General features: G+C 29.4%; 16 protein-coding genes. 1 reads left to right on the plus strand and 15 read right to left on the minus strand.

Annotated elements, in window-relative coordinates; all coding sequences use genetic code 11:
• Positions 1-83 precede the first annotated feature (83 nt).
• A complete protein-coding gene (locus CLPUN_RS06510; RefSeq protein ID WP_077846510.1) occupies positions 84-1,133 on the minus strand; it encodes a sulfate ABC transporter substrate-binding protein in 1,050 nt (349 codons plus the stop codon).
• Positions 1,134-1,717: 584 nt separating this feature from the next.
• On the opposite strand from CLPUN_RS06510, the gene CLPUN_RS06515 reads away from it, so the two are divergent.
• Positions 1,718-2,593 (plus strand): PHP domain-containing protein, encoded by an 876-nt coding sequence (locus CLPUN_RS06515; RefSeq protein ID WP_077846511.1) that lies wholly within the window; start codon positions 1,718-1,720, stop codon positions 2,591-2,593.
• A 205-nt stretch (positions 2,594-2,798) separates the two neighbouring features.
• Here CLPUN_RS06515 and CLPUN_RS06520 read toward each other — a convergent pair whose 3' ends face one another.
• The 14 genes from CLPUN_RS06520 to CLPUN_RS06580 form a co-directional block, all read right to left on the minus strand.
• Entirely contained in the window at positions 2,799-2,963 is a 165-nt protein-coding gene (locus CLPUN_RS06520) for a FeoB-associated Cys-rich membrane protein (RefSeq protein WP_077846512.1), read from the minus strand.
• Between the two features lie 74 nt (positions 2,964-3,037).
• Positions 3,038-5,188, minus strand: a complete 2,151-nt coding sequence (gene feoB, locus CLPUN_RS06525; RefSeq protein WP_077846513.1) for a ferrous iron transport protein B — start codon at positions 5,186-5,188, stop codon at positions 3,038-3,040.
• A gap of 188 nt (positions 5,189-5,376) precedes the next feature.
• Entirely contained in the window at positions 5,377-5,598 is a 222-nt protein-coding gene (locus tag CLPUN_RS06530) for a FeoA family protein (protein WP_077846514.1), read from the minus strand.
• 15 nt (positions 5,599-5,613) lie between these two features.
• Positions 5,614-5,823 (minus strand): FeoA family protein, encoded by a 210-nt coding sequence (locus CLPUN_RS06535; protein WP_077846515.1) that lies wholly within the window; start codon positions 5,821-5,823, stop codon positions 5,614-5,616.
• Between the two features lie 525 nt (positions 5,824-6,348).
• Positions 6,349-7,557 carry an NADP-dependent isocitrate dehydrogenase gene (locus tag CLPUN_RS06540; RefSeq protein ID WP_077846516.1) on the minus strand — a complete coding sequence of 403 codons (1,209 nt, stop codon included), beginning with the start codon at positions 7,555-7,557 and terminating at the stop codon, positions 6,349-6,351.
• A gap of 152 nt (positions 7,558-7,709) precedes the next feature.
• Entirely contained in the window at positions 7,710-7,880 is a 171-nt protein-coding gene (locus CLPUN_RS27525) for a hypothetical protein (RefSeq protein ID WP_158078712.1), read from the minus strand.
• A 17-nt stretch (positions 7,881-7,897) separates the two neighbouring features.
• Positions 7,898-9,130 (minus strand): ammonium transporter, encoded by a 1,233-nt coding sequence (locus CLPUN_RS06545; protein ID WP_077846517.1) that lies wholly within the window; start codon positions 9,128-9,130, stop codon positions 7,898-7,900.
• Positions 9,131-9,402: 272 nt separating this feature from the next.
• Complete coding sequence (locus CLPUN_RS06550) at positions 9,403-10,263, minus strand: DUF4261 domain-containing protein (protein ID WP_077846518.1); 861 nt, start codon at positions 10,261-10,263, stop codon at positions 9,403-9,405.
• A gap of 198 nt (positions 10,264-10,461) precedes the next feature.
• A complete protein-coding gene (locus CLPUN_RS06555) occupies positions 10,462-11,901 on the minus strand; it encodes an FAD-dependent oxidoreductase (RefSeq protein ID WP_077846519.1) in 1,440 nt (479 codons plus the stop codon).
• 96 nt (positions 11,902-11,997) lie between these two features.
• Positions 11,998-14,850, minus strand: coding sequence for a VWA domain-containing protein (locus tag CLPUN_RS06560; RefSeq protein WP_077846520.1), 2,853 nt, complete (start codon positions 14,848-14,850; stop codon positions 11,998-12,000).
• A 10-nt stretch (positions 14,851-14,860) separates the two neighbouring features.
• Complete coding sequence (locus CLPUN_RS06565) at positions 14,861-16,633, minus strand: vWA domain-containing protein (RefSeq protein WP_077846521.1); 1,773 nt, start codon at positions 16,631-16,633, stop codon at positions 14,861-14,863.
• Positions 16,634-16,730: 97 nt separating this feature from the next.
• Positions 16,731-17,615 (minus strand): DUF58 domain-containing protein, encoded by an 885-nt coding sequence (locus CLPUN_RS06570; protein WP_077846522.1) that lies wholly within the window; start codon positions 17,613-17,615, stop codon positions 16,731-16,733.
• Between the two features lie 84 nt (positions 17,616-17,699).
• Entirely contained in the window at positions 17,700-18,683 is a 984-nt protein-coding gene (locus CLPUN_RS06575; protein ID WP_077846523.1) for an AAA family ATPase, read from the minus strand.
• A 14-nt stretch (positions 18,684-18,697) separates the two neighbouring features.
• Positions 18,698-20,245, minus strand: coding sequence for a hypothetical protein (locus CLPUN_RS06580; protein ID WP_077846524.1), 1,548 nt, complete (start codon positions 20,243-20,245; stop codon positions 18,698-18,700).
• Positions 20,246-20,358: the final 113 nt, after the last annotated feature.

A 20,358-nucleotide genomic window follows, 5' to 3' on the forward strand; every position in this document is an offset into this window, starting at 1 on the left:
AGTAAACATATAAATTATTAATACTAAACATCACACAATTTCTATTTCTTATCTTTTTTAAAAAGTACATAAGTCAATAATTTTTATTTCTTTGGTTTATAAATTTGATCAAAGGTTCCTCCATCTGAAAAATGCTCTTTTTGAGCCTTTGCCCAACCTCCAAATTCACCATCTATTGTAACTAATTTGATCTCAGGAAATTTATCCTTGTATTTTTCAGCAACTTCCTTATCTCTAGGTCTATAATAATTTTGTGCTGCTATTTCTTGGCCTTCCTTAGTATATAAATAATCTAAATAAGCTTTTGCCACTTCTCTAGTACCTTTTTTGTCTACTACTTTATCAACTATCGCAACTGGTGGTTCAGCCAATATACTTAGTGATGGTACAACTATTTCATATTCGTCTTTGCCTAATTCATTAAGTGATAAAAATGCTTCATTTTCCCAGGCTATAAGCACGTCTCCCATGCCTCTTTCAACAAAGCTTGTTGTTGCCCCCCTAGCACCTGAGTCTAAAACTTCAACATTTCCATATAATTTTGAAACAAAATCTTTTGCTGCATCTTGATTTCCATTATTTTTTGCTGCTGCATAAGCCCATGCAGCTAAGTAATTCCATCTTGCTCCTCCAGAAGTTTTAGGATTTGGAGTAATTACAGACACATCCTTCTTTATTAAATCATCCCAATCTTTTATATTTTTAGGATTTCCTTTTCTAACAAGAAAGACAATAGTTGATGTATATGGAGAACTATTTTCTTTAAATTCACTTTGCCAATTATTTTCAATAAGTCCAGATTGACTTATCTCATCAATATCATATGCTAATGCCAAAGTTACAACATCAGCCTCTAATCCTTCAATAACCGCTCTTCCTTGTTTACCAGATCCTCCATGAGATTGATTTATAGTTACTTCCTGGCCCGTTTTTTCTTTCCAATACTTGGCAAAACTTTCATTAAACTTTGTATATAATTCTCTTGTCGGATCGTAAGATACATTTAAAAGTTCTACTGGTTTATTGCTCTCTGCTCCATTTTGACTACTAGCTTCTTGCTTTCCACAGCCTACAAAAACCCCCATAATTATAGTTGCTGAAAGCACCAAACTTAAAATTCTAGTCTTCTTCATAATATTGCCCCTCTCTCAAATTTCAAAATCACTCATATATGTTTAGTAGGCTTTAATGGTAAAAAATCCTTAGTAAAAATTATTTTTATTATACTATGTATATATTGCGAAATTGTTCTTTCATAAAATTTATAACTCCTACTCTATTCTGTATAAGTTTCCAATTGCAATATGTAATTCTTCTTTTCAAATCTCCTACTATTTTTATAAACTTTCTATGAGTTATACTATAAAATATATTAGTAATTTTGTCAACAATAATATTAAATTTAATATTTTTATCAATATTATTAACAAAACTAACTATAAATTATTATATTATTAATATATTTTGAAAATGTTTCATATTTTATTTACTACACAATAAAAATAAAGGCAACATATGGAAATTGATTTCACCTTTCTCCTCGGTTATCTTTACTTACATATATAAAATTCTCTAACTAGAGAATTATTCTTGAAAACATTAAGTTTTTTTCAACTTGGTATAATCAATATAGAATCAACTCTCCTTACCTTATATTGCCATCACTTGTCAATTAGTATAAAATAAATTATGTAATTTTAAAAAGGAGATGCAGTAAATGATAGATTTACATATTCATACAACTTCATCAGATGGTTCAGATGAACCAAAAGATATTCTTATTAAAGCGCAGCAAGCAGGTCTAAAATATATATCTATTACAGATCATGACTCCATTGGCTCTTACAAAAAGCTCCAAGATATTAAAGTAAATAACTATTTTGAAGGTAGTATAATTTGTGGCTGTGAGTTTTCTGCTGTTCACAATGGAAAACCTATTGAAGTATTAGGGTATGGTATAGACCTTGAAATAATAAGTTCAATTGGAATTGTTTCAGATGAAAAATTCCTTGAAAGAGAAAATGCTTATCTAAGAAAATTAATGACAGTATGTAAAAACCTTAGCATTAAGTGTAGTGATAATCTCTCAATTAATGGCAAGTATTTTGCAACACAAATAATGCATGGTGATCTTAGGAAATACCCTGAAAATGAGAAACATTTCACTAAAGAAATTTGGGAAAGCCTTAATGCCTTTTATAGAACTTGCGTTAATAATGAAAATAGTCCATTTTTTCTCGACCAAACTAAAAACTATCTAACAATTCCTCAAGTTGCTGCTATTATAAAAAAAGCAGGTGGGAAATCCTTCCTTGCTCATTTATATGGTTATTTTGCAGATGATCATGAAGAATTTCTAAATTCCATAGTATCTTTAAATGCACTTGACGGAATAGAATGTTATCATTCACTTCATACTATTGATAAGACAAAGTATTTACTTAATTATTGCAATAAACATAAACTTTATGCATCAGGAGGAAGTGATTATCACGGAAAACTTAAACCTAATGTTAAACTTGGTGAGAGTATCACTGGCGAAAAAATTCCATATGAAATCTTAGAACCATGGATGCCAAGTGAAATAATATAACAATTATTTTTTCAACTTCTATATTATCTATACATATTTATATGCTTTCATTATTAAATATAGAAACTTAACTAAAAAACTACCTATACATTTTTTAACACCTAAAAAAGCACTAATACATTTAATTTTAAGTGTATTAGTGCTCTTGCTTTATACTTTACTCTATCATAAAATTTTGAAGGTGAAACTTTTTATATTTTCAAATTTATTTATTTTGTGCTTTGGTTCCGTGACATACATTAGCTGAAGAGCAACTAGAACAACCACAGCCACAACCACTTTCTCCACTTCTTGCTTTTTTAACTTGTTTTACTATTACAAGTGCCATTAATCCCAAAATAATTCCACCTAATATAATTGTTGCTACCATAAACTATCACTCCTCATTTTTAAATTTAAGTAGGTAGTCTATAATAATAGAACCCACCTACTTAGTTTTTTTACTTATTTTGTATAACTTAATTGTCCATTAACTTTATTTTCTTTTGAACCTCTGCCAGTTAATATAACTATTGAAACTACTACAATTGCTATAATTACTGAAGTTATAGCTCCTATTAAACTTCCACTTCCTAATAAAAAGTTACCAACTTGATTTATAACAAGTGCAACTAAATAAGCTGTGAAGGTTTGGAATCCCAAAGTAATCCATGTCCATTTCCAAGAGCCCATTTCACGTTTTATTGCACCAATTGCTGCAAAACAAGGAGCACAAAGCATATTAAATGCTACAAAGGCAAACGCACTAGCCGCAGTAAACATTCCTGCTACATTTCCAACAAGTGCTGGATCATCTTCTACTGCATCAGCTATACCAAATAAAACACCAAATGTTCCAACAACATTTTCTTTTGCAACAAGTCCAGTAACTGTTGCAACAGCTGATTGCCAATTACCAAATCCGAGTGGTGCAAAAATAGGAGCTATCACATTCCCCATGCTTGCTAGAATACTGTCACCTGCATCTACCATTTCAAATGACCAGTTAAATGATTGTAAAAACCACACTACACCACAAGAAACAAAAATGATTGTACCAGCTTTATAAATAAATGCTTTTCCTCTTTCCCATACATGCATTAAAACACCCTTTAAGCTTGGAATATGGTATTGTGGAAGCTCCATGACAAATGGCGATGGATCTCCTGAGAACAATTTAGTTTTCTTCAATATGATTCCACAAATGATAATCATTACTATTCCTAAAAAATAAGCAGCTGGTGCTACCCAAGATGCTCCACCAAAAAGTGCTCCTGCAATCAATGCAATAATAGGTAATTTTGCACTACATGGAATAAATGTAGTTAACATGATAGTCATTTTTCTATCTCTATCATTTTCCATAGTACGTGTTGACATTATACCAGGAACACCACAACCTGAACTAATCAACATTGGTATGAATGATTTTCCTGAAAGTCCAAATTTACGGAAGATTCTATCCATGATAAATGCTACTCTAGACATATAACCACAGTCCTCAAGGATTGACAATAAGAAGAATAAAACCATAATTTGTGGTACAAATCCAAGTACTGCACCAACACCACCAATTATTCCATCTACTATTAGTCCTTGTAACCAATCTGCAACATTTGCATTTACTAACCATTCTGAAACATTACCTTGAATAATTTCTGCAAATAATGTGTCGTTTACCCAATCCGTCATCATAGTACCAACTGTACTTATTGCTATGTAATAAACGCCAAACATAATAGCAGCAAAAATTGGTAATGCTAAGAAACGATTTGTTACAATTCTATCGATTTTATCTGAAGTAGTTTCTTTACCTTTATTTTGCTTTTTTAGAGCAGTTGAAACAACTTGCCCAATAAATGCATATCTATCTGCTGTAATTATACTTTCACTATCATCATCGAGTTCAGTTTCATATTTTTTTATTATTTCTTCTATTTCATCTGATATATTTTTTGAAATGCTTAACTTATCAATAATGTTTTCATCTCTCTCAAAAAGTTTAATTGCAAGCCATCGCTTTTCTATTCCTTCAGTTGAAATATTTTTAACTATTACTTCTTCTATTTTTTCAAAAGCTTCATTAGCTTCATCTGAATAAGGTAATATAAATTTAGGTTTGTTTTTTGCTTTAGCAGTTTCAACTGCCTTTTCTGCCGCTAACTTAACACCATTCCCTTTAAGAGCAGATGTTGTAACAACAGGACATCCAAGAGTTTTTGATAATTTATTAATATCAATTTTATCTCCATTTTTCTCAACAATGTCCATCATATTAAGTGCTACAACTGTTGGAATTCCAAGTTCCAAAATTTGAGTTGTTAAATATAAATTTCTTTCAATGTTAGATGCATCAACTATATTAATTACTGCATCTGGTTTATCATTTATCATAAAATTACGAGTTACAACTTCTTCGAGAGTATATGGTGACAAAGAATAAACACCAGGTAAATCAACTATTTCAACGTCTTTATTCCCTTTTAGTTTACCACCTTTCTTTTCAACTGTTACTCCAGGCCAATTTCCAACATATTGAGATGAACCTGTAAGTTCATTAAACATGGTTGTTTTTCCGCAATTCGGATTACCTGCAAGTCCTATTTTAATTGACATTTTTATTCCTCCTTTTTAATTCATAACCTATAATTCATGTTTTTATCGTGATTAATAAGTTCTTCATTGTGCTTCGCACTTTTTTTTATAAGTGAAATGATCTTGGTTGTGCTTTGCACTTTTTTTACTAAGTGTATAATTTAAATTTACTCTTTAATTCTTAATTTTCCATTACTAGATGCCTAACATTATTCTACAACGATCATTTCTGCGTCAGCTTTACGAAGTGATAATTCATATCCTCTTACTGTTACCTCTATTGGATCACCAAGTGGCGCTACTTTACGTACATACACTTCACATCCTCTTGTAATTCCCATATCCATAATACGTCTACGAACCGGTCCAAGTCCTTCAACTTTTTTTACCGTAACAGTTTGTCCACATTTTATTTCTTTTAATGAACTCATAATATCTCTTCCTCTCTATACTATTATTCGACTTGCCATACCTTTATCTAATGCTACTCTGCTATCTTTAACATTTATTATAAGATTCCCGCCAAGTTCAGAAATAATTTTAACCTTTTCTCCTGCTACAAAACCCAAGCTATTTAAAAATCTTTTTGTTTCATCATTTCCAGTTATCTTTATAATATTCATTTCATTTCCTTTATCCGCTAATATTAATGGCATATATCTCACCTTCCAATTGATAATGATTTTAATTAACTATTCCATAATTTATATTACCACTTTTTTTAATAGTTGAAAATGATTTTCAATACTTTTTCATATAATTACGAAATTATCATTAATATCGTTTTATTTTTGATAATTTTATTCAAGATTTCGTGATATGTGAATATTCTTTATTATATTAGTAATTTATTAATCATTAATTTCCAAAATTATCTTTTTATAAAAAGTATTCTATATAATTAAAAACAAGAAGCTTCTTATAAATCTACCGAAATCCAGTAATTTTATAAGAAGCTCCTTTATAAATAACTATTGATAAAATACTCTTTTGATTAATTTAAATTTATTTTAAAATTTTTCTACAAACTCATTGTATATATTGTTTAATAGATCTTTACAACCTTCAAAAAATCACTAATTTTCTTATACACAAAAAGAGAACATATATTTAATTACCTAAAGTAATAAATATATATCCTCCCTTTTAACTAAAGTTAATTACTCACTAGACTTTAAATTTTAAAGTATTTCTTCTAATGTTTTTCTTATAGCCTTAATAAAATCAAATGTATTTAATGTTTGTATATTATTATGTTCTGCTATTAATGCTAAATCCTTAGTCATCATTCCATCTTCAATTGTCTTTATCGAAGATTTTTCCAACTTATCTGCGAATTCAACCAATGCATCATTATTGTCAAGTTCTCCTCTTTTTCTTAAAGCTCCAGACCATGCAAATATTGTTGCTATTGAATTTGTAGAGGTTTCTTCACCTTTTAAATGCTTATAGTAATGTTGTTGAACAGTACCATGAGCCGCTTCGTATTCATAGTTTCCTTCTGGTGAAACTAATACTGATGTCATCATTGCAAGAGATCCAAAAGCTGTAGCTACCATATCACTCATTACATCTCCATCATAATTTTTACAAGCCCAAATCATTCCACCTTCAGATTTAACTACTCTCGCTACAACATCATCTATTAATGTATAGAAATATTCAATTCCTGCTTGATCAAATTTAGTCTTATATTCAGAATCAAAAATTTCTTGAAATACATCTTTAAAAGTATGATCGTATTTCTTTGAAATTGTATCTTTAGTTGCAAACCATAAATCTTGCTTAGTATCTAAAGCAAAGTTAAAGCAGCTTCTTGCAAAGCTTTCAATTGATTTATTAAGATTATGCATTCCCATAACAACACCGTTTCCAGCAAAATTATGTACTAACTCTCTTTTTTCTTCTCCGCTTTCAGAAGTAAATACAAGTTCACACTTGCCCTTTTCTTCTATTTTCATTTCTACATCTTTATATATATCTCCATAAGCATGTCTTGCTATAGTAATAGGCTTTTTCCATGTTCTAACATATGGTTTTACTGGTTCTACTGTAATTGGTGCTCTAAATACTGTACCATCTAATATTGCTCTTATAGTACCATTAGGGCTCTTCCACATTTCTTTTAAATCATATTCTTTCATTCTTGCGCCATTAGGCGTTATCGTTGCACATTTTACACCAACTTTGTATTTTTTAATGGCTTCTGCCGAATCTACAGTAACCTGGTCATTAGTTTGATTTCTATATTCTAATCCAAGATCATAATATTCTGTGTTTAATTCAATAAAAGGATTTAATAATTCCTCTTTTATTGCCCCCCAAATTATTCTTGTCATTTCATCTCCATCCATTTCAACTAATGGAGTAGACATTTTTATTTTTTCCATATTTATTGCCTCCTATATTGCTTATATTACTTTAATTTTCTCTAAACAATTATACAATACTGGTAGATTTTTATCAATTACAATGGCTGTTTCAATGGTAATTTTTAAATGATAATATAGTATTTTAAGCCTGTAAAAATTTTATATATAATTTATATATTCCATAAATTCATCTTACTTCCCTCTAAACGCAAAATTAAAATATTATTATCCATCTCATCTTTAGATTTGTTCATTACAGTTTTTACAACATCTATTTCACTTTTGTCTAAATCATTAGTTTTAGCAGCTACATTCAGAATTACTATTTTAACACATCCCATTTTGTCAAAACAAATTTTTATCTATTAAAACCTGAATAAGCTTCTTCTCCATGTAAAGACACATCTAAGCCCTCTGCTTCTTCTTTTGATGTAGCTCTTATATTCATAATATAACTCATAATTTTAATTATTAGGAAAGTAACAACTGCTGCATATAATGCGGTTGCACAGGTTGATATTAAGTGAACTTTTAGAAGTTCAAAATTACCATATATTAATCCATCTGCCCCTGCTGGATTAATTGACTTTGATGCAAATATAGCTGTAGCTATAGAGCCCCATATTCCAGCTATCCCATGACAACCAAAAGCATCTAATGTATCATCATAACCTAATTTTCTCTTTAATATTGCTATAGCAAAGAAACTTAATATTCCTCCGACTAATCCCATAAATACAGCTGACATAGGACTTACAAAACCTGCCCCTTGAGTTATTGCAACCAATCCAGCTATTGCTCCACTGACAATTCCAAGTGCTGTAGGCTTCTTATACATAATCCATTCACAAGCTATCCAGCCAACTGCTCCCGCTGCTGCTGAAGTATTGGTTGTCACAAATGCATTAACTGCCACATAATTCATAGAAAGAGCACTTCCTGAATTAAATCCAAACCATCCGAACCATAAAAGTCCTCCACCAAGTATTGCCATAGGTATATGATGTGGCTCTGGGCTTGCCTTTTTTCTTTTACCAATAACAATTGCTGCAACAAGTCCTGAAACACCCGAATTAATCTCAACAGGATGTCCTCCCGCAAAATCAAGTACTCCTAAATTCTTTAACCATCCATTTGTTCCCCATACCCAATGAGTAATCGGATCATAAACTAGTGTACTCCACAAAAGAGCGAATAATAAAAACGCTGGAAATGTCATACGTTCAGCAACTGACCCTGAAATAACAGCTACAGTAATTGCAGAAAACATTAATTGAAATATTACAAATTCTAAATGTGGTATTGTGGATGCATAGTCTACATTAGGTGCTATTCCTATGTTCTTTAAAAAACTCCAATCCAATCCACCGATTACTCCATTTGTATCTGGACCAAAGGCTAATGAATACCCTATAAAAATCCACTGCAAAGATATAATAACAAGAGCTGCATAATTTTGAACTGTAATACTTAATACATTCTTACTCCTTACCATACCACCATAAAATAAAGCTAACCCTGGTACCATTAGCATTACTAAAGCAGCACTAATAATTACAAAGCCCATATCTGCGCCGTTTAACAAATCCATTTTTTATTCCCCCTTGAATAATTGATTATTCAATTTTATTTTTAAATTTAATAATAAAAAAACGCTCTCACTCCAAAAAGGTATATTGTAGTTAAATATATCCTTCTTAGAAATGAAAACGTCATTGTTTTCTATAAATTTATTAAGTTATCTTAAATTTCTTTTATAAGTTTACTAGGATAAGTTTTCTATGTCAATACAAAATGTAATGTTTTTTTCATTTTATATTTTCATATGCACTGTCATATTACAATTTATTGATTTCGACTTGATTAACATATTCTACTTTTGCTTGAAAATTCTTTTCCTGGATTTATATCTAATACAACCCTTTCTGGCTCTGCCAGTGCAACTTCATGTGTGCATTTCCATTTATCATTCTTGCAAATCCCCTCAACTGTTGTCATATTATCAATGGCATCTTGATTATCAAAAATATAGTATCCATATGAATATAAAATATTTAATATTCCATTCGGATCTAAATTCTTAAAATGACATTGCAAATCACATAATCCAATTGCTGAAAGTCCTAGAGTATCCATTATATACTCATTTTTTTGACCTTCAATTTTGAATAATCTTACATTTAATATCCCAAATAAAAGATCATATTCATCATTTAACGGATTATTTTCTAAGTAATCCTCTCTACTTATAACTTGCTCTGAAATATGAAAATTAATCCCTTCACATGGTATCAATTCAACAATAGCATAAAGTGCTTTTTGAAAAAGTTCTACTCTTTTAGTATACTCTAATCCAATTGCCATTAAATCTGTAACTAAAACTTTAATTTTACAACTTTTAATAGACTCCTTATCCCTATCAAAATTCCACGATTGTTCTAAAGATCTTCTTAATTTTTCTCCTTCTGATGGCTCATCACTTATACTGATCATCATTGTAACCGGAACACTTACGTTTCTATAGTCTAGTATATGATCCATAAATGCAAACGTAAGATTTGCTTCTTGATTAGATATAATTTTAACATTACCACAATATTTTTTAATATTTTCTAATAATTTATTTTCTAAAATAATTGGCTTCTCTTTTATATAAAGTTCTACACTATAGGTTTCTGCAAAGCCATCTGATACCTCTGTTAATTTTTCATTATATTTCTCCATTCTTATCAACCTTCTTTCTTATTTAGAAAAATAAAAAAGCCACCTCAAAATATTACTCATTTTGAGACAGCTTCGTCCATTAAATTAAAATTAATTATATCATAATTAATTAAAGTTTAATACTTAATTCACCATTTATTTGATTTTTTATAAACTAAAATTACCATTTTCATTTTTTTACCAACAAAGAAATAAACATTACATATTATCAAGGCATGAAGTTGCAGGGCTTTCCACCCAATTTCCATTATAATCAAATCTTGAGCCATGACAAGGACAATCCCATGTCAATTCATCAGCATTCCAATGAAGTTCACACCCTAAATGAGGGCATTTTGTTGATACTGCAAATATATTTCCAGCTTTATCTTTATATACACCAGCTTTTTCCCCTCTATATTCTACTATTGCTCCATGACCCTTTTGAACATTTTCAGTATGCTCTTCTGGAATATTTATTCTTTGAGCAATAAAATTTTTCGCAGTTTTCATTAGATCATTTGCTGCATTTTTCATAGACGCTGACATATCAAATCTACTAGGTGAAAATATTTCTGAAAAATCATTTTCCTTTCCTAGAATCATATCGCTTATTATCATTGAAGCTACCATTGAACTTGTCATTCCCCATTTTTTAAATCCAGTTGCAACATAAAGATTAGGCGTTTTAGATGAATAATGCCCTATATAAGGTATTGTATCTAAGGCCACACAATCTTGTGCTGACCAATGATATTTTTCAATTGAATTAGGATAAAGTTCTTTTGCTACCTTTCTTAATTCATCATACGCTCCACCATCTTCATTTTCCCCAGATCTTTGCGCTAATCCTCCAAGCAATAATAAATTCTTATAATTTCTAAAGGAATATCCTTTTTTATCATTGTCTTTGTACATCCCATTTACATCTGCAGCATTTTCTAAAGCTAAAACATAAGATCTTTCTTGATGCATCCTCATAAAATAATATCCTGGAACATTTAAAAATGGAAAATGTGTTGCTACTACTATATGATTTGCACTAATCTTTCCACCCCTTGTAACTACCAAATTCTCTTTAATCTCTAATGCTCTTGTATTTTCATAAATAGTTAAATTCTCTGAAATGGGTTTTAAAAATTTAAGGGGATTAAATTGAGCTTGATGCTTAAACTTTAATGCTATTTTAATATCAAAGGGAAGACTTACTTCCTTCACTAATTCTGCATCAATTCCTAAATTTTTAGCCACTTCACATTCATCTTCAAGATCTTTAATATTATCTAAAGAGTATATATAGGCATCCTTTTCTTCAAAATCACAATCTATCTTTTCCTCATCAATTATTTCTTTATATTTTTTTATTGCAAGTCCATTAGCCTTAGCATATTGTCTTGCTTTTTCCTCATCAAATTCTTTAATTATATTATTATAAATCAAATCATGCTGAGATGTTATTTTAGCAGTTGTGTTCTTTGTATTTCCACTTGCAATACTTTTTGCCTCTATAACCACAACATTTCTTCCACTTTTATTAAGCATATATGCTGTTAATAATCCAGCTATCCCTGCCCCTATTATAACAATATCACATTCAATATCTTCACTTAAAGTCTCTCTTTTTCTAAACTTAAAACCTGAATTCCATACACTTTCCATATAATTCACCTCATCTTTAGTATTCCATCTTTTATGATAATATACACAAAAGGTTACTAAAATTTTAATTGAAATAAAATATTATAGAACGTATTTTTAATTTCCTCTTTGCCTTTTATTTTTTAATAAAGATGATGTATCTAGTTTTTCTGTTTTGTTTTTTGACCTTTCCTTCTTTTCTTTTGGTTTATCTTTTGTTTTTTCTATATTTTCTTGAGTTACTGCTTCTTCTTTTCCTTGATTTTTGTATACTTTATCAGAATCTACAGCATTTTTGTTTTCTTTATTATTTAAATCATAGTTTTGATTTAAATTTTCAAAGGACCTTTTTTCTTTTTTCTTATGAATATCTATATTCACTTTTCCTTTATTAAGATTAAATTTAACTTTAAACCTATTAAAATATTTCTTTAAGTCTAAATTTAATCTTCTATAAGCTATATCTAAAAGGAATAATAAAATAGCTTCTACTAATGCTGGTATTGTTAAATTTACAGGTTTATAGTTACTTTTAAGTTCACCTTTAAATACATCTTTAGGATTATTAATAAAACTTCCTTTTACTTCATTAACTAAGGTATCTACTTTATTCTTATTTTTATTAAATTTATATTCCTCAGAATATTGAAGTGAAAAAGCTCCATTATAATTATTTAATACTTCACCATTATTTTCTTCTCGTATATTAAAAGTATAAAAACCTAATTCATTTAACTTAGCTCGTCCTACAAATTTTCCTGGCTCTTCTTGTGTTAATTCCAATTCTCCACTTTCGCCTTTTTCACTATTATATACACCTTTAATTTTAGACCTATCTTTTACAGAATCACTATAAAATTCTACAACTGCTTCGTTTCCACTTTGATTTATTGATACTTTTCCTTCCTCACTAAGATCTGGAATAGTCCAATAAATTGCATTTTTTATTAATTGCGCACCCTTATTCCAAGTTAAGAAATTGCCGCTCCATTGTCCATTAATATCTGCCATCCAGCTTACAGTCTTCCCCAGTCCATATTGATTAGCAGCAAGTATTGGCTCATCATGATTTGATGATAAAATTTCTATAGCTTTATCTTTAATTGAAGTTCCCACATATCCATACAAGGTTGGCAGGGAATTATCCACTAAAACTCCACTTAAAATTTCATGATTGCTTACAACTTTAGGTTGAAATTCTTCATTAATAATATAAGTTCCTGTTGATAATAAAACTTCTTTTGCAAAAATTCTAGGTATATCTGTGTATTTATCCGTATGATATGATCTACCTTTTCCCATTTCGGATAATTTACCAAGTAATCCAGCATCTGCATCTTCTCCAACTGAAACTGTAGATAAGGTTATTTCTCCACTATTAATATTGCCTATTAATTCTTCATAATTATTTATTCCCAAACCATCTTGTCCATCTGTTAAAAGTATAATATGTTTGATTTTAGCACTACTCTCGCTTTGAGTCTTATACGCTTCTTCTAATGCTGGATAAATTGATGTTCCTCCACCATTTCCAATCCCTGCAATCATTCCTTTAATTTCTTCTTTATCCTTAACACTTTGCCTTTCAACTACTTTTTGATAACTATCATCAAAAGCAATTACATTTATTTCATCTGTAGCTCTTAAATTATCTAAAGACTTCATTGCAGCTTCTTTAGCTAAAGTAAGCTTGCTAACATTTCCATCTCCACCTGACATACTCCCTGATTTATCTATCACCAAACTTATGCTTATTTGAGGAACTTCATTTTTCCCCTTCTTATCCATATTAACTGGTAATACCTTTTCTAAAGCTGTGTTCTTATAACCACCTAAAGCATAAGAATTTTCTCCACCAAAAGTAACTATACCTCCACCATAATCCTTAGCATAAGATTCTACATTTTCCATAAAACCTTTATTTAAGTCATCTACATGTACATCTGCAAGCACTATAGTTTTATATTCCAACATTTCATTTAATGTTGTTGGTGCTCCTGCTGGTAATATTACATTATATTCACTATTGGCAGCTTTTAAAGTTTCTATTATACCAGCTCCGCTGCCTGTTTTTCCTTCAACGACAAGTATATTAGGCTTTGAAATAACATTTGTAAAACAACTGTATTCATTATTTTTCTTGTTACTATCCTTTTCTGGTTGAATTAAAACTCTATAAAATTTAAAACCACCAGTAGTTTGAATATCTTTAAATACAAAAGTATTGGTTCCCTTTTGCAATTCAACTTCCTGCTCACCCTTTTTATCTCTTCCTGAAAATAACGTTAGTTTTGATTTAGTTTGAACATTAGATTGAATTTTTGTAATTACTGAAAATTCTTCTCCAATAGAAATATTATCCGGAACCTTAACCTCTTCTACATAAACCTCATCGCCTAAAGCATTTTCAACCTTATAAACCTTAAAATCTATATTTTCCTTATTTATTACAGGTATATTTTTTAATGCATCCCCTTGATTTTCTTCACCATCAGAAATAAGTACAATTCTCTTAGCTGCTCCTTTATCAAATAAACTTAAGGAACTATTTACAGCTTCTTCTATATTAGTTGAATTTACAATAGGTCCTGATTTAATTTGTTTATATTCTTTACTATCATCCATAAACTTATCGATTGAAGCATTATCACCAAAAACAACTACTCCTGCTTTATTGTTTTTAGGCATTTCCTTTAATGCATTATCAATAAATTTAATTCCCTCACTTTTAAAATCACTCATACTGTCTGAAACATCTAATAAAAATACTGTAGAAATATTTTCACCTTTTAAATTTATAGTTGTATCAGAAATTCCTATTACTATAAGTATCAATATTATTATTCTACTAATTAATATTAATTTATCTTTTCGGACTATATTATTTAACTTCTTTAAAGTTAAATACATAAATAGTAAAATCATTGGTATTAATATTAATGCATATGATCTTGTTATTTCTATACTCATAATAATCCACCTAATTTCCCTTTAAGTATAATATCCATTCTGTTAATAATCCTATTAATGCAAGCATTAGTAATAATGGTACTAAACTTAAACCTTTCTTTAAAATCTTCATCTCTGATTTTAAATTATTTTCTTCTCCTATACTTTCTTCCCCTAAATTGCTTTCTTCATCTGCTGGAAAATTAATAGAAAATATTTCCTCACTTTTTTCACTTTCATTAGATTCTTCTTCTACTTTGTAAAGTCCAAGTTCTGAAATACTTTCATATTTTGAGCCGTGCGTAACCCCTGTATAATTTTTATTTGGAGCCTTAACTCTAAGATTTTTGCCATTTGGAGTTCCCTTAATTAAAATTTCGTCTCCACCCTTGTAATTGTTCTTATATAATATTCCAGATTTAATTAGCTTATCTCCAAGCTCATAAATTAAAATTGGGAATTCTTTTTTTAGTGCAAAATCACTGTTATGAATATCAAAACCTAAAGCACCAATGCTTCTCCCATTCACTTCACCTAAAAATCCAATTGTATTTCCATCAACCTTTAAAAATGCTTTTCCAAAGTAAGGTAGTTCTATACTTTTATAATTTGAAAGTGTAAAATTAATATCTTTTGTGTATTTAGAAAGTTGACCTTCAACACCTGTTGCTTGTCCTAATTCTTCCTTATTCTCCACCTTGAAAAACTCATTCGAATCAGGATTTATAAACAATAAACTTCCATTTTTAGGCATAACCTTTGGCATAACACCATCAAAAACATACAAATCATATGCATCTTCAGTCATGTTACTTACATCATTTGTTTTATATAACTCAACATTTTCTATATTATTAAAACTCTTTTCTAAAAATACATTTTTTTCAGTTACCAAAAGTACTTTTTTTCCTTTATTATTACGAGTCACATCATAATAAATATTATCATCTTTTATTAAATCCTTGTTTGACAATTCTCCCTTTAAATAATCTCCTTTGAAATCTTCAAGTTCAAAATTTAAAGTTTTACTTACTCCTTTAGGTAAATCTAGTGATTCAACCTTTAGCAATTCTTCCCCATTATATAATGAAAGATCTCCTGCATAATCAGTATTTCCAGTATTCTTTACTGTAGTTATAACTTTCATTTTGTTTTCTGAAAATTTATGTGACAAATTAGTTATGGTTGCATTTTCTCCACTATTGGCTAAAGAAATTACCTTTCCATTAATATTTCCTAACTCAATCTTTTTATCACTTACAATTAAGACCTCATATTCTTCTAACCCTTCCCCTAAAGACCTGACATAAGATAAAGCATTACTTATATCACCACTTCCATAGGTTTGAGTAATGTCTTCTATACTATTTTTAGTTTCTATATTAGTCTTTCCATTAAATGCTATTATATAGCTATTAGTACTTTCCTTTATTGATTTTATATAATCCTTTGCTATTTCTTTTCCAGCCTCAAGCCTAGTTTTATCCTTATCATATAAAGTACTCATACTTGCTGTAGTATCAATTACTATAATTAAATTTTTATAAGTCTTTCCACCAAATTTAAAAAATGGACTCATTAAAGCAAATATTATTAACAATATTACTATAATTTGAAGTATCATCATTATATTTACCCTTAGCTTTTCCCATGGAGTATTAGCTTGTGTATTTTTATAAGCTTCCTTCCATAGTAATGAAGAGGATACTTCAATTTCTCTGTATTTCCTTTTTAATATGTAGAGCAATATTACTAAAGGAATGGTTATTAACAATGCTAATGGCCAAAGACTTCCTATTCCCACTTTTCTATCCTCCTTATTTTTAGAAAACATCTAGTATCATACAATAAATTAGCACTATACACAATTACTGCTTTTATTTAAGCAAATTTAAAATTACTTAATAAATTACTCTCTGCCTTCCAAAATCATTTAATATTATCTCTTCTAAACTTTTACTTGTATTTACGCTTATTAACGTTCCACCATATTTAGTAGCTAAATGTCTAAGCTTTTCATTAAAATCTGTTAACGCCTTTTTGTATGCTTCAATAACTTTATAATTAAGATTTAGTTTAACTCTTTCTCCTGTTTCAGAATCAATTAATGTAATTTCCTCTTCAATAGCTGGATTTATTTCTTCATCTGCCAATATTTGAACTAAAACAATCTGCTGCTTCTTATAAGCTAAATATTTTAAACCTTGTTCAATTGAATCTATACCTTGATTATTAAAAAAATCTGAAACAATAATAGATACTCCCTTATTATTTATCCTTCTCTTTACAATAGCTTCTGAAAGCTTTGTAGCTCCATTAAACTCTATATTTTCAAGTTCTTTTAGCACCATTCGAAAGCCCTTTTTACCAGTACCGCCACGTAAAAGAGAAAGGTTAGCTTCTTCTGCTACATTAACATAAACCCTGTCTAAATTATTTAACGCAATATAGGTTAAAGCTCCTATAATTTGAAGTGCTTTATTCTTTTTGCTATCTTTTCCGTAATCCATAGATTTGCTTTTATCTAAAAAAAAGTTAAAAACACCTTCTCTTTCTTCCATAAAAACTTTAATAAACAGCTTATCTAATCTTCCATAAGCATTCCAGTCAACTCTTCTAAAATCATCGCCTGGCATATATTCTCTAAAATCTGAGAATTCAACTGATGCTCCCTTTGCTTTTGATTTTCTTCCTCCTTGAGCACCATTTGATAATCTTAAATTTATATTTAAATTTATTTTATTTAACTTTTTGAAGAAATCTTCATTAAAAATTCTCTCTTCCATTCTTTACACAACCTTTAATATTTCTATTAATATTACAACTATTAAATATGCTAATTTTAATATTGCTTCGATCACCATTTAATATTAGACCACCTTTAAGTCTTCAAGAATTTTATCTATAATAAATTCTTCAGTTATCCCTTCAGTTATTCCTTCAAAGTTTAAAATAATTCTATGCTTTAGTACCGGATAGACAATTGCTTTAATGTCATCAAAAGATACATTAAATCTTCCCTCCATTATTGCTCTAACCTTTGCACCACTAAATAATCCTTGTGCTGCTCTTGGACTTGCTCCTGCTTCTACATATTTTTTAACCAAAGCATGTCCTTCATCTATTTCTGGGTGAGTTGCAAGAATTAATTTTAATGCATATTCTTTAACTGGATTTGCCATTGGTACTTCTGAAATTATCTTTCTAATTTCTAAAATTTCATTGTCACTTAAAATAGATTCAAGCTGAACTTCTTCATTAGATAAGGTTAAATCCATTATTTTCATAAGTTCATCTAATTTAGGAAAATTAACCTTTAGTTTAAATTGAAATCTATCAAGCTGCGCTTCTGGAAGAGGATATGTCCCTTCCTGCTCAATTGGATTTTGAGTTGCAAGTACCATAAAAGGCTTCGGTAATTCATAAGTCACTTTACCAACTGTTACTGACTTTTCCCCCATTGCTTCTAATAATGCAGATTGTGTTTTTGGTGTTGCTCTGTTTATTTCATCTGCAAGAAGCAAATTGGTAAATACTGGTCCTTTTTCAAATTTAAATTTAGTAGAACCATTTTCCTTAATTATTAAATTTGTTCCAACTACATCTGCTGGCATTAAATCTGGTGTAAATTGAATTCTAGAAAAACCAAGATTTAGCACCTTTCCTATAGTCTTAACTAGTTGTGTTTTTCCAAGTCCAGGCATACCTTCTAAAAGGACATTCCCACCTGAAAAAATTGCTATTAATACATCTTTGACTATTTCCTCTTGTCCAATGATTCCTTTTCCTATTTCAGTTTTACATTTGCTTAGCTTTTCTGCTACTTCCTTTATTGATTGTTCATTTATCTTCATTATTTATCTCCCTTCTATTCCAATCCATTAAAATAGTCTTTTACTACATCCTGCAGATTTTCTGGTAATGATGAATTATTCATTGAATCTATTTCTTCCTCGCTATAATCTCCCACTACACTATTGTAATCTTTCTTTTCTCCATTAAAATTTAATCCCTTTTGAGTTTCAATACTTTGAGAAGTTCCATTACTACTTTTATCACCTTTTAGATTTTCATCATTCCCAACTTGTCTTCCTGGAATAAATACTTGCTCTCCACTGTTTGGAATAGAAGTATTCTCATTTCCATTTTTACTTCCTGTATTCCATCCGCCGCCATTTCCGCTTCCTCCAGATCCACTTCCAGAACCACTACCACTGCCATTACCTTGGCCTGATCCATTCCCTGAACCCGAGCTACTTCCATTACCTTTCGTAGCATCCTTACTATTATTGCTTTTTGAACTTCCATCACTTTTTGTCTTTAAGGAAACTAATGCATCTGCAAGCTCTGATGGATCTATCTCACCCTCTAACAACTTATCTGATGATTCTTCTAATAGATCCTTTAATTCTTCATCACTTAAATTAGCCGCTGCTTCTTTTAGTGAATTTGAAAGTTCACTTTTTTCTTTATTACTTAAGTTTGGCATAGAACTATTTAATGCTTTTAATTTATTTTTTAAAGCCTCTTTATCTCCAGATTTTAAAGCTTCTAAAATGTCTTTTCCAATTTTATTTTTATTTAAACTCTTATTTATCTCATTTAAGTTTTTTAAGGCTTCTTTAGCTTCTTCATTTTTTTGCTTTTCTACTAAGTTTTTCTTTACCTGATCAACTAATTCTTTTTTCTTCTGTGAATCAGTTTTTTCTTTCATTTCATCAAATTTCTTTTCTAATCTATCCATTAATTTATTTGTATCTTCTTTTTTATTAGTTTCCTTTAATTCTTTTTTTGCTCCTTGTAATATTTTTTTTAATTCTTCCTTTTCCTCTTTTGTTAATTCTGTATCTTTTTCAAGTTTCTTTTCTTCTTTATCTATTTTATTTATAACTTCATTTTTACTGCTCGTAAAATCCCTTAATTTTTCTGCTTCTTTTTTGGAAACTGTAGGAATTGCAGTTATTATACAGCATAAAATTACAAGTATTATAATATTATATACTTCTCTTCTTTCAACCTTTATAGGTAAATTTCTTTTGAAATCATATGCTTCTATGCTGTGCGCAGTATCCTTTTTTTGAGCTACCGCTATTTCACTTTCATCTCTAATAAACTCTAAAGCTGTAGTCACTCTTTCCTTTAATCCTTTAGAATCTGCAATTAATGCTATTTCCTTTTTCTTGGGAAATTTAATAATTCCCCAAAGAATACTTGTAAACGCAGAAATGATTATAATTCCACTAATTAACTTATAACAGCTTTCAAAAGGTATGAACAAAGCTATTATTAAAATAATTAAGGTTAAAACTAATGAGGCTTGAAGCCCCATTAATATTTTACTTATAAGAAAATTTAATTTTATTTTCCGCCCAGATTTTTTTATAAAATCCAATATCTTTTTATCTAAAGCATTCATAAAATCTCCTCTATTTCAATTTTTTTAATGAGTTATATTCAAATTTTAATTTTCTCCAAATAAATTCATAAGACTTATTTTTTTGAAATATGTACTGAAAACAACTTATAATT

This window comes from Clostridium puniceum (genome assembly GCF_002006345.1).
GTDB lineage: Bacteria > Bacillota > Clostridia > Clostridiales > Clostridiaceae > Clostridium > Clostridium puniceum.

Excerpts from the sequence above, each read along its gene's own strand:
- CLPUN_RS06540 (WP_077846516.1), bottom strand. The coding sequence starts at position 7,557 with ATGGAAAAAATAAAAATGTCTACTCCATTAGTTGAAATGGATGGAGAT.
- feoB (WP_077846513.1), bottom strand. The coding sequence starts at position 5,188 with ATGTCAATTAAAATAGGACTTGCAGGTAATCCGAATTGCGGAAAAACA.
- CLPUN_RS06520 (WP_077846512.1), bottom strand. The coding sequence starts at position 2,963 with ATGGTAGCAACAATTATATTAGGTGGAATTATTTTGGGATTAATGGCA.
- CLPUN_RS06530 (WP_077846514.1), bottom strand. The coding sequence starts at position 5,598 with ATGAGTTCATTAAAAGAAATAAAATGTGGACAAACTGTTACGGTAAAA.
- CLPUN_RS06575 (WP_077846523.1), bottom strand. The coding sequence starts at position 18,683 with ATGAAGATAAATGAACAATCAATAAAGGAAGTAGCAGAAAAGCTAAGC.
- CLPUN_RS06545 (WP_077846517.1), bottom strand. The coding sequence starts at position 9,130 with ATGGATTTGTTAAACGGCGCAGATATGGGCTTTGTAATTATTAGTGCT.
- CLPUN_RS06555 (WP_077846519.1), bottom strand. The coding sequence starts at position 11,901 with ATGGAAAGTGTATGGAATTCAGGTTTTAAGTTTAGAAAAAGAGAGACT.
- CLPUN_RS06535 (WP_077846515.1), bottom strand. The coding sequence starts at position 5,823 with ATGCCATTAATATTAGCGGATAAAGGAAATGAAATGAATATTATAAAG.
- CLPUN_RS06570 (WP_077846522.1), bottom strand. The coding sequence starts at position 17,615 with ATGGAAGAGAGAATTTTTAATGAAGATTTCTTCAAAAAGTTAAATAAA.
- CLPUN_RS06510 (WP_077846510.1), bottom strand. The coding sequence starts at position 1,133 with ATGAAGAAGACTAGAATTTTAAGTTTGGTGCTTTCAGCAACTATAATT.
- CLPUN_RS06515 (WP_077846511.1), top strand. The coding sequence starts at position 1,718 with ATGATAGATTTACATATTCATACAACTTCATCAGATGGTTCAGATGAA.
- CLPUN_RS06560 (WP_077846520.1), bottom strand. The coding sequence starts at position 14,850 with ATGAGTATAGAAATAACAAGATCATATGCATTAATATTAATACCAATG.
- CLPUN_RS06550 (WP_077846518.1), bottom strand. The coding sequence starts at position 10,263 with ATGGAGAAATATAATGAAAAATTAACAGAGGTATCAGATGGCTTTGCA.
- CLPUN_RS27525 (WP_158078712.1), bottom strand. The coding sequence starts at position 7,880 with ATGGGATGTGTTAAAATAGTAATTCTGAATGTAGCTGCTAAAACTAAT.
- CLPUN_RS06580 (WP_077846524.1), bottom strand. The coding sequence starts at position 20,245 with ATGAATGCTTTAGATAAAAAGATATTGGATTTTATAAAAAAATCTGGG.